Origin of the sequence: Sediminihaliea albiluteola, from assembly GCF_014077625.1 — a bacterium.
In the GTDB taxonomy this organism is placed as follows: Bacteria; Pseudomonadota; Gammaproteobacteria; order Pseudomonadales; family Halieaceae; genus Sediminihaliea; species Sediminihaliea albiluteola.
The window spans coordinates 185,670-199,509 of sequence record NZ_JACFXU010000017.1 but is presented as its reverse complement, the minus strand read 5'-3'; the positions used below and the strand labels follow the sequence as shown (position 1 = coordinate 199,509).

At 55.0% G+C, this 13,840-nt stretch carries 13 protein-coding genes and 1 tRNA gene; 6 read left to right on the top strand and 8 right to left on the bottom strand.

The window, feature by feature from the left end; translation table 11 throughout:
• Positions 1-47: 47 nt before the first annotated feature.
• Together H2508_RS12680 and H2508_RS12675 are read right to left on the bottom strand one after the other, a co-directional pair.
• Complete coding sequence (locus tag H2508_RS12680) at positions 48-1,289, bottom strand: tyrosine-type recombinase/integrase (RefSeq protein ID WP_182174338.1); 1,242 nt, start codon at positions 1,287-1,289, stop codon at positions 48-50.
• Positions 1,290-1,470: 181 nt separating this feature from the next.
• Positions 1,471-1,547, bottom strand: a tRNA-Pro gene (locus H2508_RS12675).
• Positions 1,548-1,737: 190 nt separating this feature from the next.
• Between H2508_RS12675 and H2508_RS12670 the strand changes: the two genes are divergently transcribed.
• Complete coding sequence (locus H2508_RS12670) at positions 1,738-2,748, top strand: tetratricopeptide repeat protein (RefSeq protein ID WP_182174335.1); 1,011 nt, start codon at positions 1,738-1,740, stop codon at positions 2,746-2,748.
• Here H2508_RS12670 and H2508_RS12665 read toward each other — a convergent pair.
• From H2508_RS12665 to bioB, 6 genes are all read right to left on the bottom strand, one after another.
• The gene (locus H2508_RS12665; RefSeq protein ID WP_182174332.1) at positions 2,745-2,984 is read right to left on the bottom strand and encodes a DUF3094 family protein; all 240 of its coding nucleotides are present in this window, start codon (positions 2,982-2,984) and stop codon (positions 2,745-2,747) included. The two genes, H2508_RS12670 and H2508_RS12665, sit on opposite strands and share 4 nt — an antisense overlap.
• A gap of 84 nt (positions 2,985-3,068) precedes the next feature.
• Positions 3,069-4,865, bottom strand: coding sequence for an acyl-CoA dehydrogenase C-terminal domain-containing protein (locus H2508_RS12660; RefSeq protein ID WP_182174329.1), 1,797 nt, complete (start codon positions 4,863-4,865; stop codon positions 3,069-3,071).
• 211 nt (positions 4,866-5,076) lie between these two features.
• Positions 5,077-5,754 (bottom strand): dethiobiotin synthase, encoded by a 678-nt coding sequence (bioD, locus tag H2508_RS12655; RefSeq protein WP_182174326.1) that lies wholly within the window; start codon positions 5,752-5,754, stop codon positions 5,077-5,079.
• Complete coding sequence (gene bioC / locus H2508_RS12650; RefSeq protein ID WP_182174323.1) at positions 5,751-7,331, bottom strand: malonyl-ACP O-methyltransferase BioC; 1,581 nt, start codon at positions 7,329-7,331, stop codon at positions 5,751-5,753. The genes bioD and bioC overlap by 4 nt, the downstream gene beginning before the upstream one ends.
• Positions 7,324-8,508, bottom strand: a complete 1,185-nt coding sequence (bioF, locus tag H2508_RS12645; RefSeq protein WP_235965341.1) for an 8-amino-7-oxononanoate synthase — start codon at positions 8,506-8,508, stop codon at positions 7,324-7,326. Before bioF ends, bioC begins: the two co-directional genes overlap by 8 nt.
• Entirely contained in the window at positions 8,505-9,563 is a 1,059-nt protein-coding gene (gene bioB / locus H2508_RS12640) for a biotin synthase BioB (protein ID WP_182174320.1), read from the bottom strand. The genes bioF and bioB overlap by 4 nt, the downstream gene beginning before the upstream one ends.
• 74 nt (positions 9,564-9,637) lie before the next feature.
• Here bioB and H2508_RS12635 point away from each other — a divergent pair, with 74 nt between their 5' ends.
• Genes H2508_RS12635 through H2508_RS12615 form a run of 5 tightly spaced genes read left to right on the top strand, consistent with a single transcriptional unit; the run spans position 9,638 to position 13,836 of the window.
• Positions 9,638-10,378, top strand: coding sequence for a ComF family protein (locus tag H2508_RS12635; RefSeq protein WP_182174317.1), 741 nt, complete (start codon positions 9,638-9,640; stop codon positions 10,376-10,378).
• Positions 10,379-10,395: 17 nt separating this feature from the next.
• Entirely contained in the window at positions 10,396-11,100 is a 705-nt protein-coding gene (modA, locus tag H2508_RS12630; protein WP_182174314.1) for a molybdate ABC transporter substrate-binding protein, read from the top strand.
• A complete protein-coding gene (gene modB / locus H2508_RS12625; RefSeq protein ID WP_182174311.1) occupies positions 11,097-11,774 on the top strand; it encodes a molybdate ABC transporter permease subunit in 678 nt (225 codons plus the stop codon). Before modA ends, modB begins: the two co-directional genes overlap by 4 nt.
• Positions 11,771-12,859: a molybdenum ABC transporter ATP-binding protein gene (modC, locus tag H2508_RS12620; RefSeq protein WP_182174308.1), complete on the top strand. Its 1,089-nt coding sequence runs from the start codon at positions 11,771-11,773 to the stop codon at positions 12,857-12,859. Before modB ends, modC begins: the two co-directional genes overlap by 4 nt.
• Entirely contained in the window at positions 12,856-13,836 is a 981-nt protein-coding gene (locus H2508_RS12615) for a serine/threonine protein kinase (protein ID WP_182174305.1), read from the top strand. The genes modC and H2508_RS12615 overlap by 4 nt, the downstream gene beginning before the upstream one ends.
• Positions 13,837-13,840: the final 4 nt, after the last annotated feature.

The window sequence follows — 13,840 nt, the reverse complement described above, 5'->3', positions numbered from 1 at the left end:
AAATCTATGAAACTCTGAGGACACTATGCTAAGCGTGCGGAAGCAATCTAAGTTGCTGCCAGTTTCTCGTGATTGGATCCAGTTCCAGAAGTGGCTTCGGCGTTTAGATGGAGCTCATCCAGGTAGTCAGCCCAAGACTGCATCATCTCCACACGACCCTCCAAATGGGAAGTACGGTTATAGGCACGCCCATTGGGGTCTTTAACAGCATGCGCCAGTTGATGCTCGATCCAGTCGACCTTAAACCCGAGGGCTTCATCCAGCAGAGTGCGGGCCATGGCCCTGAAACCGTGAGCGGTCATCTGGTCATTGGTGTAGCCCATCGTCCGGAGCGCTGTCCGCACAGCGTTGTCCGACATGGCACGGCTGGCACCGCGAGCACTCGGAAACACGTAACGTCCACGACCCGTCAGCCGATGCAGCTCTCCCAGAATATCCAGGGCCTGACGACTGAGAGGCACAATGTGGGGGAGACGCATTTTCATTTTCTCTGCGGGCAACTCCCAGCGTTGAGCCTCCCAGTTAACCTCTGCCCACTCCATAGACCGGATCTCACCAGGCCGCTGAAACAACAGGCAGGAAAGGCGAAGTGCAGCGCTGACTACTGCGGTACCCTGGAAGTCATCTATGGCGACCAACAGGCGCCCTACCTCAGCAGGCTCGGTAATCGCAGCGTGGTGTTTTTTATTCTTTGGTTTCAATGCACCTTTGAGGTCTCCGGTTGGGTCGCGCTCAGCCCGCCCGGTTGCCACTGCGTACCTGAAGATAAGACCTGCCGTCTGCTTGGCCCGATGAGCAATGTCTACCGCTCCCCGCCGCTCAATGCGCCGAAGGACGCCAAGGATCTCTGGCGGCGTGATACTGGCAATAGGCCGATTACCTAGGTACGGATATAGGTCTTTCTCCAGAATACGACCAGTGCGCACTCGATAGCTTTCAGACTTACCATCCATGATCTGGTTGAACCACTCACGACCAATCGCTTCGAAGCTGTCTGCTGCAGCCAGGAGGCGTGTCTGTTTTTCAACCTTTCTGACCTCTCCAGGATCGATACCCTTGGCGAGCTGCCGCCGGGCTTCGTAATGTGCCTCCCGGGCCTCTTTCAGAGTAACTTCCGGGTACACCCCCAGGGCCAGAGTTTTTCGCTTACTGACATAGCGGTAGTCATACCGCCAGTACTTACGACCTTTTGGGTCAATGAGAAGGTACAGCCCGCCTCCATCGGCGAGTTTGCGTGGTTTGCTTTCTGGTTTGGCGTTTTTAATCGCTGTTGCTGTCAGCTTGTGCATGGGGTATCTCCTGCGCCATGACGGTATCAGTCTCGGCGAACCCACTCATACCGTCAGCGGTACCGTCACCGGCAGCGGTATGAAGTGAGACGCTCAGGACATCATGGTACGGAGCTGAACAGAAAAAGCTGAAGAAAAACAATTACTTAAGGACGCGTCTGGACGTGATCAGACAGAGCTTTGGTCGGTGTGAGAGGATTCGAACCTCCGACCCCTTCCTCCCGAAGGAAGTGCGCTACCAGGCTGCGCTACACACCGAGTACATTTAGGGCGCGCTAATATAGCAAAGCACTTAAGCCTTACCAATCCCCGCCTAACTATGCGAAGCCTACTTACCAGAAAACAGTATCTTATTAGGCCAAAAATTAACCAACATCCGCCTACTTCCTGTACTAATTTGCAGCAGAGGATTACATTAGCGCCCTAGTCCACCAGCCCTTAGCAAACTATGACTCAGCGCAGCTTTTCAGCCGATCAACAACTTTCTCAAGCCAAAAAACTTGCCCGGCAGGGTGATATAGAAGCTGCTAAACGCCTCTACGGTGAAATATTGGCGCAGTTTCCGCAGAACAAAAAAGCACGCAAGGAACTCAAAGCCTTGCAGGAAAGGGGCGGCAGTCAACTGAGCCGTGAAGACTTCGAGCGCATTATGCGACTATTTCATAGTGGCAAGCTTGATGCGGCACAGGCCGATGCCAGCCAACTGATCAGATTACACCGCGGGCAACCGGCTCTACACAACTTGTTGGCAGTTATCCTCATTCGGCAAAACAAGCTAGAAGCGGCGATAGAGCAGCTCGGTATAGCACTGCAACTACAGCCCGACTTCAGCGATGCCATCAACAACCTCGGCTCAGCTTATACCAAACTGGGGCATACTGAGCAGGCCCAGCGATGCTACCTCAGCCTGTTACAAGCCGAGCCACGCGACCCGGATGCTTGGTTCAACCTAGGCAATGTACAGCGTAAGCAAGGCGAACTTTCGGATGCGATAAATAGCTATCAACGCTCCATCCAGCTCCGGCCACTTTCTGCTGACGCACACTACGAACTGGGCAGAAGTCACCTCGACTTGGGCGCCATTGAACAAGCAATTGCTAATTTCCAGGATGCCCTAGGCATTAGAGAAAACTTTCTGCCGGCACGTAAAAGCTTGGCTAAGGCCTATTTAAGCCTTGGAAAATATTCTGCGGCCGGCGATTGTTACAAGCAAATCCTGCAGGCACAGCCCGAAGATACTGATGCACTATTAGGACTTGCAGACTGTCAGCGTTTACTGGGTATCTATTCCGCCGCGGCGCAAACTTATCGTCAAGTATTAGCGCTAGCACCTGACTCTAGTGCCGCCAAAGAACAACTTGATGCTATTGAAAAGCGTAAAGACACAAAACGTAGAGACGATATGACGCTAAACGCCATTGTTAAGCAACTACACCAGGTTAAACAGGCATTGGATTAATAGATACCCGCCCAGCGGGGCAGCTGTTGGCTAAAAAAGCTGATCCCTATCACAATGGCTATCAGCACTAACAATAGGCGCAGCGGCCTGAAAGGTTTGCGCTCTACCGAGTTAACACCACTACTGAGAAAAGCATCAACTTTGGCCTGATCCTCGGGATAAAGACGGTTTTCGGGGTCTTTAGCCTTGGCGGAGCTGGCGCTGGATGGCGTGTCAGTTTTTTGCTTATTAGACATAACAAGGGGACTCCACTTATATAAGTATTGTCCCCTCTTCCACCGCGGAAGTCACCCCGCAGCGCTTGTTCTGTTCGTCTTCGCTTAGAAGTCGAAGAGCTCGTCTGGCATCTGCATTAAGTTATCAGAGCCTGACAACAGGGCCTGCTTGTGCGCCACAGTGCGCGGCAGCAAGCGGTCGTAATAGAACTGTGCCGTCATCAGCTTAGCTTCATAAAACGAGGCATCACCGTCGGCGGCCGCAATTTTTTGACGCGCCAGAACCGCCATTCGCGCCCAGAAGTAGGCCAAAGTGACATAACCGCTGTACATCAAATAGTCCACCGCAGCCGCGCCTGCTTCATCAGGGTTTTTCATCGCTGCTTCACCGATCTTCATCGATATCTCAAGCCACTCATCTTTATAAGCTTCCAACACCTTAATGAAAGACGCATCAGCTTCACTGCTATTGGCAGCGCAGAACTCCTCGATGAGCTTGGTAAAGCCCAACAGCAATTGCCCGCCGGAGCCCAGCACTTTGCGCCCGACTAGGTCTAAAGCCTGAATACCAGTAGTGCCCTCATAGAGCATGGCAATCCGCGCATCACGCACAATTTGCTCCATGCCCCACTCACGAATGTAGCCGTGACCGCCAAAAATCTGCACGCCGTGGTTAGCGGACTCAAAGCCGGTTTCGGTAATAAAAGCTTTGGCAATTGGTGTCAGCAGAGCCATCAGATCATCGGCTGCTTTAGCGCGCTCTTCATCTCCAGCAACAACGATATCGCCTTGCTGGGCCAAGAAGTAAATTAAGGCTCGACTTCCTTCGGCAAAGGCTTTTTGGGTCAACAACATGCGCCGCACATCAGCGTGCACGATCAGCGGATCTGCTGGCCCATCGGGATTTTTAGGCCCGCTAAGGCTGCGCATTGAAAGACGATCACGGGCGTAAGCCAAAGCCCCCTGATAAGACAACTCTGCGTGTGCCAAACCCTGAATCGCTGTGCCGATACGGGCGGTATTCATAAAGGTGAACATGCAGTTTAGGCCGCGGTTTGGCGGGCCAATCAGATAGCCTTTAGCAGCATCGAAGTTCATCACACAGGTCGCAGATGCCTTGATACCCATCTTCTTCTCGATGGAGGCACACTCTAAGCTGTTGCGCTCACCGAGGAGGCTGCCGTCTTCATTGACATTGAATTTGGGCACGATAAACAGCGAAATACCTTTGGTACCCTCTGGGGCATCCGGTAGGCGAGCCAATACGATGTGGACAATGTTTTCAGCCATATCGTGCTCACCGGCACTGATAAAGATCTTGGTGCCGCTAATGGCGTAGCTACCATCATCAAGTGGTTCGGCCTTAGTGCGCAGCAGACCTAGGTCAGAGCCACAGTGCGCCTCGGTCAAGCACATGGTGCCGGTCCAGCTGCCCTCGACTAAGCGGGTCAGGTAGAGCTGCTTTTGCTGCTCGTCACCGTGCGCCTCAAGTGTGTTGATAGCACCGTGGCTCAAGCCCGGGTACATGCTCCAGGACCAGTTCGCCGTGCCGATCATTTCACTGATGATGCTACCGAGGAAGTCTGGCATGCCCTGGCCACCGTATTCTGCGTCAGCAGAGAGCGCCGGCCAGCCATTATCGACATACTGCTGATAAGCTTCAACGAAGCCACTGGGGGTCTTTACACCCTCAGGTGACCACTGACAGCCTTCTTCATCACCGCTCTGGTTCAGTGGCGAGAGCACGTTTTCAGCAAACTTAGCGCCCTCTTCCACAATGGCATTCATTAAGTCTGCGGTGGCCTCTTCGAAGCCCGGCAGCGTCTGGTAGAGCTGCTCTGATTCAAGCAGCTCATTCATCACAAAACTGATATCCCGCAGTGGGGCCTTGTACTCAGGCATTCGATTAACCTCTCGTCAGGTTCTGGTAGCGGAGACCGAAGCGACTGCCGTGAGCAGCACTCGCAGTGGGTAGCAATATCGGCCTATGTGTTCGGTGTTCACATTCTGCGTATATCACCAGCAATGTCAAATAACTTTTTAGGCCTTAGAGCAGCAGTAAAACTCAGTTGAGTTATATCAAAGCTTCAAAATGAGGCCTGACAGTGAGTACTCACGAACCTATAAGCGGCTGTATATCGAGGTAAGTCGCTGCTCGCTCTGGCGAGTAGGGGGATAGCTGAGGAACTTCAGCTAGCAGGGGAGCTGATAAATGTTGTTGTAAAGTCCTGAGGTTTTCTTCGTGACAGGCCATACGCTGTCCTGGCTGGTTCGCTACCCAGCCAGCTAGCTGCAAACCATCACGGGCAATAGCCTCAGCAGTTAACAGGGCGTGATTGATGCAACCCAAGCGCATAGCAACCACCATAATGACGCCCACCTGCAGCTGCTGCGCTAGATCAGCCAGCGTTTCACGCTCGCTCAAAGGCACTCGCCAGCCCCCCGCACCTTCAATCAGCACAAACTCAGCGCCACTGTTCATAACTCCGCGGCACAGCCCCGCTAAGCGAGAAGCTTGCAGGCGCTTACCCACTTGTGCTGCAGCGATATGCGGAGCCAGCGCCGGCTGCAGCGCCACTGGGTTGACCTGTAAATAACTTAAGGGCTCTGTCATCGCAGCCTGCAGGGCGAGTGCATCCTCATTGTGACCCTGCTCATCGCAACCCGCTGCCACCGGCTTCAGGGCCGCGGTTCGCAAGCCACGCGCGGCGGCGGCATGCAGGAGCGCACAGCTAATTGCAGTTTTTCCTACCTCGGTATCAGTGCCTGTTACAAACCAAGTACGACTCATTGTTTCTCCAACACACCAAAATAGACCTCGTAACTGGCCGGCAGCAAACCCTCCTGCCGAAAGCCCTCATAAGCCTGCATCATAGTGCTGAGTTGTTTGCGACCCGTCAGTCCTGCAGAGCGCCCCTTATTCATGTTGCGCGCACCGAGGGTTTTCAATTCGTCAAACAACTCCCTGACCTTGCCGTAGTGCAAGCGAAACATTTTGGGCTGCAGTCGCAGCGCTTGCTTACCGGCTGCTTGATTAGCGGCCAGTAAATCATCAGCAGATAAAAACTGGTTGACATGCTGGTGTGAGTCCACCGCCGCCCAAGCGCTGCGCAACTCATGCAAAGTCTTCGGCCCCAAGGTACTAAAAACACAGAGCCCCCCCGGACGAAGCACTCTGCCAAGCTCAGCAAATAAGGCCTCCGGCTGCTGACACCACTGTATCGCCAAACTGCTAAACACCAGGTCCACTGAGTTTTCTGCCAAGGGGAGTTGCTCGGCGTCTCCGGCTAACCATGAGCCATTCGGGTCGTGTTGACGGCGCGCGTAGCTAAGCATACCTAGCGCGATATCTAGACCAACATAATGGGCCTGTGGAAATCGCTGGCGCAAGGCCGGCTGAAAAAAACCCGTACCACAACCTAAGTCCAACACCCTTCGAGGCTGCAACTCGAGTGATTCAATACTGCGCAATAATTGCTTGCCGACATCGCGCTGCAAACTAGCCACACTGTCATAGCTCGCAGCGGCTCGGCTGAATGAGTCAGCAATCGCGCTTTTATTAATCCGGCTAGCGGGTAGCGATGGCGCGCCAAGCAGAGCCTGCTCGCTCAAAAAGCTCTGTATTTTCTCGGCCACCGACTGCGCTGACTGAATCGGCAAGGCATGCCCAGCGCCTGAAACTAAGAGCACTTCAGCATTCAAACTAGAAGCTAATAGGCTCGATAGAACTGGCTCTAGGCTCGCCGGCACCAGCGCATCTTCAGCGCCTAGCAAATGGAGTTGGGGTTGCTGCAGGGTTGCCAAAATCTCTCGATTATCCAGCGAGGCCAGCCACTGCAAGCCTAGCGACAAGCCCTCACTCGCAGTGCCGCGACATGCAGCCAAGTCCTTGATCAAACTTGATGGCCCCTGCTGCATCACTTGTAAGGCCTCAAAGCGACGCAATGTGCGCTCGGGCGCCCGCTGCAGCTCCTCGCTCATTTTTTGCAAATGCTGCGGATCGACACCGGGCCAGTCCTTATCGGCGGTAAAGCGCGGGTTACTCGCCAAGCTGACAAGCCCAAGCACCCGCTGCGGATGCTTGGCCGCTAGCAAGGTCGCCAACTGTCCACCTAGGGACCAGCCAATGTAGACTGCACGACTCGGCGCCTGATCCAAAATGGCCTGTAATAATGCCTCGAGATCGAGAGCTTCGCCCTCCCCTCCCAAGCCAGGCAAATCGAGCAGTGTGATATTGGCCCAGGGCCGCAAGGCTCGCAGCAGTGGCCGCCATACCTCGCGACTACTCGCCCAGCCATGTAGCAAGACCACTTCCTGCTGCGCAGCGCCACTGGCCAGCAAACGCTCCATAACTAAAGGCTCAGGCATGTCGCTGCCAACAATCCGCCAAGGCTTGCAGCAATGTATCGACCTGCGCCTCGCTATGCGCCGCGCTAAAAGTAATGCGCAGACGAGAGGTATTAGGCGGCACCGTGGGCGGACGGATAGCGCTGACCAATAGGCCACGCTGCTGTAACTCACGGCTTAGCGCTAAGGCGCGATCGGCACTGCCAACAATCAGCGGCTGAATAGGGCCAGCAGCATCGAGCAGTGGCAAATCCAATTGCTCAGCGCCGCGACGGAATCGCGCAGCTAGACTCAATACATGACTGCGCCGCCAAGCTTCGCTCTGCAATAAGTGCAATGCCGTTAGCCCCGCAGCGGCTAGAGCAGGCGGCATGGCCGTGGAGTAAACATAATTGCGCGCCCCTTGCAGCAAGGACTCAATCAAAGTGTCGCTACCGGCAACAAAGGCCCCCACAGTACCTAGGGCCTTACCCAAAGTCGCCATCAATACCGGGACATCCTGCGCGCCCAAACCAGCCGCTTCGGTACTGCCGATGCCCCGCTGGCCCAGCACACCAAAGCCGTGAGCATCATCCACCATTAAATAAGCCTGTTTGGCCTGAGCCAATTGCGCCAGGGCAGCTAGGGGGGCGACATCGCCATCCATGCTAAACACACCATCCACCACTACCATCGCAGGGCCGCGAACTGCGTCGAGCTTACGCTCTAATACCTGCAAATCATTGTGCGCAAAACGCTGTAAGCGGGCGCCACTGTGTAAGGCACCATCGAGTAAGGAAGCGTGGTTTAAACGATCCTGTAGTACGGTATCACCGGGTTGTAGCAGGGTGCTGAGCGTGCCCGTATTGGCAGCAAAGCCACTAGCGAAAAGTAGCGCGCGTGGACGGCCGCTAAACTCAGCTAAAGCTTCTTCCAGCTCGTGGTGGGCAGCAGAGTGCCCACACACTAAATGCGAAGCACCGCTGCCTACCCCGTAGCGCGTGACAGCATTGCGCAAGCTCTCTTTTAGCTGCGGATGAGCCGCCAAGCCCAGGTAATCATTACTACAAAAATTGACCAGCTGACGCCCATTAACCTGAATCACAGGTCCCTGAGCTGTGTCTAAGCTCAGGCGCCTGCGGTACAGATTAGCTGCTTCGCGTTCTGCTAGCTGGGCTGCCAGCCGTTGCTCAAAAATATTCAATGAGGGTGGTATCAAGCCAGCTCGGCATTGCGGCCAGCAGTAGAAACCTCAGTGGCGTCATAGAACTGCGGTGTGGGAGCCTGGGGAGGCTCGCTCACTTGGCGCTGCTCAGGCGCAATACCCAAGCGGGCAAACAGGGCCATATCTTGGTTCGCCTGGGGGTTGGGGGTGGTGAGTAGTTTTTCACCATAGAAAATCGAGTTAGCACCGGCGAAGTATGCCAGCGCGTGCATTTGCTCGTTCATTTCTTCACGCCCCGCCGACAGACGCACATGTGAGGCCGGCATCATGATCCGAGCTACCGCGATGGTGCGAATAAAATCAAAGGGATCCAGCTCAGCTTGTTCCGCCAAGGGCGTTCCCTCAACCCGCACCAACATATTGATCGGCACACTCTCGGGATGCTGCGGCATATTGGCCAACTGCTGTAACAAACCGGCGCGGTCACTGGACTTCTCGCCCATGCCAACAATGCCACCACTGCATACTTTCATGCCCACCCGGCGCACATTGTCCAGCGTCTCTAGCCGATCTTGGTAGGTACGGGTGGTAATGATCTCACCGTAAAACTCCGGCGAGGTGTCGAGGTTGTGGTTGTAGTAATCCAGTCCTGCCTCTGACAGCTCTGCGGCCTGCTCAGCGCTCAGCATTCCCAGTGTCATGCAACTCTCTAGCCCCAGCTCACGCACGCCTTTCACCATCTGAACCACATAGGGCATGTCGCGCTTTTTAGGCGAGCGCCAAGCTGCCCCCATACAGAAACGAGTGGCGCCACTAGCCCGAGCAGCACGCGCTTGCTCTAGAACCTTCTCCACTTCCATTAACTTTTCGGCTTCCAGGCCGGTATCGTAACGATTGCTCTGGGGGCAATAAGCACAATCCTCTGGGCAGGCTCCGGTTTTGATCGAAAGCAAAGTGCTTACTTGCACCTGATTCGGGTCAAAATACTGACGATGCAGGCTGTGAGCTCGAAATAGCAGATCGTTGAAAGGCAGCGCAAATAAGGCTTCCACTTCAGTGCGGGACCAATCGTGACGAATATCAGCGGACTCAGAGGAGGGGCTAGGCATGGGTAATGTCCAGGCAGTTAACGAAGGCGCCATGATAAATGCTCAACTCCCACTGTCAACCAATAAGCATCGCCATGGTTAACAGCTGGCGCCAAATGCTACTCGATGGGCTGTTCCCACAATGCTGCCTGTTCTGTGGTTTGCAGTGCCGGAAAGAGCCCCTGTGCAGCGCCTGTCGCGGTGAACTGCAACTCAATAAGGATTGCTGCAGCCGCTGCGCCTTACCTTTGGCCAGCATTAATCAGCAGCACGACTCACTAGGCCCGCGCTATTGTGGCCACTGTTTGCGCAGCAGTCCTCACTTTGATGCTGTATTGGCACCCTACCTCTATGACGAGCAATTCGCGCTGCTCATACAGCGCTGGAAGTACCAGCCCGACCCCAAACTCGCCAAGCTGATGGCTGCCCTGTGGCTCTACGCTGCTCCGGCCGAGCTGCCAGCAGTCGATCTCCTGCTCCCTGTACCGCTGCACTGGCGCAAGCTGCTACAGCGGGGCTTCAACCAAGCACTGCAACTATGCCAAGAGCTTCAACAACATCACCCGGCTTTGCGCAGTACAAAGCTAGCTAGTCGCTGGTGTCGGCGGCAACGCTCAACACTCGCCCAAGCTGGGCTGAATGCCAAAGCCCGCCAAGGCAACCTGGCCGGCGCCTTTACATTAAGCAGAGGCTGTGACAATTTGCGGATCGCAATTGTGGATGATGTGATGACCACGGGAGCCACTGCCAACGCCCTGGCGCGCTGCCTAAAAGAAGCTGGCGCCCATACAGTGCAGCTCTGGTGCCTCGCTCGCACTCCCGCCCCACCGGACTAACAGTCGCAAGGAGAATCGTGCGCTACCTCTGGCTATTTTGCCTCTGCTTAGCTCTTCCCTGCTGGAGCAATGAGACATTGAGAGTTGCCGTGGCCGCTAACTTCCGCCCGGTGCTGGAGCAAATCAACCCTGAATTCGAAGCTGCTCAGGACACGACTGTGCTACTCAGCAGCGCTTCTACGGGCGTCCTGCACAATCAGATTCGTTACGGCGCGCCCTTCGATATTCTGCTCGCCGCGGACAGCGACACTCCAGCTATCTTAGAGCAGGAAGGCTTTACCCTGCCCGGCCAACGCTATTGCTATGCTCTCGGGCGCCTCGTTCTGCTCGGCGCCAGTGACTGGTCGGCTCTAGCTGACCCTAGGCAAAGCCTAGCTATAGCCAACCCGACAACAGCACCCTACGGCCGCGCCGCAGAGGAAGTGCTGAGCCGCGATGAGTTTCAAGCTGGGCATAAGCGCAAACTGGTATTGGGCAACAATGCTGTGCAAACCTGGCAGTTCTGGCACAGTGGCGGGGTTAATTTAGCACTGGTGCCACAATCTTTAAGTTTAGATGCTGGCCTGCTTGTGCCACAACAATGGCACAATGCGATCGAGCAACAAGCCGTGCTTTTGCCAAGGGCCGCTGATAAGCCTCAGGCTCAAGCTTACCTTAAATGGCTGCTGAGCCCAGCGGTGCGACAACAGATCCGACAATACGGTTACGATAACTGCCTATGAGCGCCGCTGAATTAGACGCGATTTACCTCACTTTGTTACTTGCGGGAACCACTACTGTCCTACTGGTTTTGCTCGGCACGCCTTTGGCTTGGTGGCTATCCCGACGCGAGGGCACACTGGCCGCATTGATCGAAGCCCTCGTTGCCATGCCGCTGATCCTGCCGCCCACAGTGCTGGGCTTTTATCTATTGCTACTGCTCGCTCCCGGGTCCTTCATTGGTAGTCTGTGGCAGCAAGCCACTGGCTCTCAGCTCGCCTTTAGCTTCCAAGCCCTAGTGATCGGCTCGGTCATTTATTCCCTGCCCTTTGTTGTCCAGCCACTGCAAGCTGCCTTCAGCCGAGTACCCCAAGAATTACTCCAAGCCGCCGCCACCCTCGGCGCCAAGCCCTTTGACCAATTCCGCTCGGTGGTCCTACCACTGAGCCGGCGCAGTTTTCTAGTTGCTGCCAGCCTAGGCTTTGCACACACCGTCGGCGAGTTTGGAGTGATCCTAATGATCGGCGGCAATATCCCCGGGGAGACACGGGTACTGTCAGTGGCACTATTTGATTACGTAGAATCGCTGCAGTTTGCCGAGGCCCATCGCCTGGCGGCTTTACTGGTGGCATTTTCACTGGCCTTGCTGTTTCTGCTGTATCGCAGTAATCGCCGCAGTCTCGGTATTGGCGCATGACGATGCTTGAGTTAAAGCTACATTGCCGTGGTGCTGACGGCTTTAGCCTAGCGCTTGAGGAAAGCTTAAGCCTAGAGGGTGTCACCGCGATTTACGGTCCTAGCGGCAGCGGTAAAACGACCCTGTTGGAGTGCATTGCGGGTTTACGTAAACCCGAGGGTGACAGCACAATCAACTTTGCCGCCCAGTGCTGGCAGCGACGCGGCTATTCCCTGCCGAGCTGGCAGCGCCGGGTCGGCTATGTATTTCAAAACGGACGTTTGTTTCCCCACCTCGATGTCAGCGGCAACCTCGATTTTGCCAGCCGCCGCCGCGGCCCTGTGCAGGCTCTTGCCCAAGATCAAGTTGTAAGCTGGCTAGGGCTCGAGCACTTATTACAGCGCATGCCTGACACGCTATCGGCCGGCCAACGACAACGGGTTGCGATCGCCAGAGCCCTGCTCAGCGCACCCCGCCTACTACTATTAGACGAACCGCTAGCCAACCTCGACAGCGCGAGCCGCCAACAGTGCCTGCACTATTTGCGACAAGTCATCGAGCACGCCAAGATTCCCATGCTCTATGTCAGCCATGATATCGAGGAAGTCAGTCAGTTCGCAGACCGTATGTTAATCCTAAGCGAGGGGCGGGTTAGAGAGCATGGCTCTATGCTTGAATTGAGCAGCCGCATCGATACCCGCCTAGCTCAGGAGGAAAAAGCCGCCGCCATCTTGCTCACCCAATTGCGCGGCCAAGATGACTATGGTTTGAGTGAACTTGCGCTAGAGGGCCAAAGCCTCTGGGTCAATCAATTAAAAGCTCAAAAAGGGGAGTACTTTCGTATACGTATTCCAGCCCGCGACGTGAGCATTTGCCGTACACTGCCGGTAGATAGCAGCATATTGAATATACTGCCTGTCACCATAGTTGAGATAGAAGCACGGCATGACAGTCCTGTGTTACTGCGCTTGGCTCTAGGACAGCAGTATTTATTGGCGCGGATTACCCGCAAATCGGCAGCCACCCTAAAGTTGGCAGTCGGTGACCGTGTGTACGCCCAGATCAAAAGTGCTGCCTTACTCTCTGAAATTGCGAGCCAAGCATGACTTCACACCCTTACGAATCTCTGTCACCAGATCTAGTCATCGATGCGGTTGAGTCCGCGGGCTACCTCTGTGATGCCAGGCTGCTAGCCTTAAATAGCTATGAGAACCGCGTCTACCAGGTGGGCATAGAGGATGAACAACCACTGATTGCGAAATTTTATCGCCCGGGCCGCTGGAGTGATGAGCAAATTCTAGAGGAACACCAATTTAGTTTGGCACTGCAGGATGCAGAAATTTCCGTGGTGGCACCGCTAGTCGACTCGCAGGGTGTCAGCCTCCACCGCTATGCCGGCTTCCGCTTTGCCCTATTTCCTCGGCGCGGCGGCTACCCGCCAGAGCTGGACAACATGGACAACTTACTGGTGCTGGGCCGCACCCTCGCAAGGATGCATAACGTCGGGCGCACAGCCGCATTTGTACACCGCCCAGTGTTGTCTGTAGAGCGCATGTTTATTCAGAATCGCGAATTTGTCTTGGAACACTTTATCCCGGCTGAATTGCGCCCCGCCTACGAAACCGTCACCGCCGATCTACTACCCATTATCAGCACCCTTTATGCCGAACTAGAGCCTTCCGACATGCTGCGAGTTCACGGGGACTGCCACGTCGGCAATATTCTTTGGCGAGACAATATCGCGCACTTTGTCGACCTAGACGACTGCTGCAGCGCCCCTGCGATACAAGATTTGTGGATGTTCTTAAGCGGCGAGCGCCACGAGCGGGAACTGCAACTGTCAGAATTGATTGAAGGCTATAGTGAGTTTGGTGACTTTGATCCTCGGCAGCTGCGACAGATTGAAGTATTGCGGACGATGCGCTTGGTCTACTACGCCGCTTGGCTAGCTCGACGCTGGGAAGATCCAGCTTTTCCTCGCAGCTTTACTTGGTTCAACACTGAACGCTATTGGGCAGACCATGTACTAGAGTTGCGCGAACAATTGTGGGCACTGCAAGAGCAGCCACTGCGCTTGCTCTAAGTCA

Excerpts from the sequence above, each read along its gene's own strand:
- bioB (WP_182174320.1), bottom strand. The coding sequence starts at position 9,563 with ATGCCTAGCCCCTCCTCTGAGTCCGCTGATATTCGTCACGATTGGTCC.
- H2508_RS12680 (WP_182174338.1), bottom strand. The coding sequence starts at position 1,289 with ATGCACAAGCTGACAGCAACAGCGATTAAAAACGCCAAACCAGAAAGC.
- bioD (WP_182174326.1), bottom strand. The coding sequence starts at position 5,754 with ATGAGTCGTACTTGGTTTGTAACAGGCACTGATACCGAGGTAGGAAAA.
- modB (WP_182174311.1), top strand. The coding sequence starts at position 11,097 with ATGAGCGCCGCTGAATTAGACGCGATTTACCTCACTTTGTTACTTGCG.
- H2508_RS12660 (WP_182174329.1), bottom strand. The coding sequence starts at position 4,865 with ATGCCTGAGTACAAGGCCCCACTGCGGGATATCAGTTTTGTGATGAAT.
- bioC (WP_182174323.1), bottom strand. The coding sequence starts at position 7,331 with ATGCCTGAGCCTTTAGTTATGGAGCGTTTGCTGGCCAGTGGCGCTGCG.
- H2508_RS12615 (WP_182174305.1), top strand. The coding sequence starts at position 12,856 with ATGACTTCACACCCTTACGAATCTCTGTCACCAGATCTAGTCATCGAT.
- H2508_RS12665 (WP_182174332.1), bottom strand. The coding sequence starts at position 2,984 with ATGTCTAATAAGCAAAAAACTGACACGCCATCCAGCGCCAGCTCCGCC.
- modC (WP_182174308.1), top strand. The coding sequence starts at position 11,771 with ATGACGATGCTTGAGTTAAAGCTACATTGCCGTGGTGCTGACGGCTTT.
- H2508_RS12635 (WP_182174317.1), top strand. The coding sequence starts at position 9,638 with ATGGTTAACAGCTGGCGCCAAATGCTACTCGATGGGCTGTTCCCACAA.
- H2508_RS12670 (WP_182174335.1), top strand. The coding sequence starts at position 1,738 with ATGACTCAGCGCAGCTTTTCAGCCGATCAACAACTTTCTCAAGCCAAA.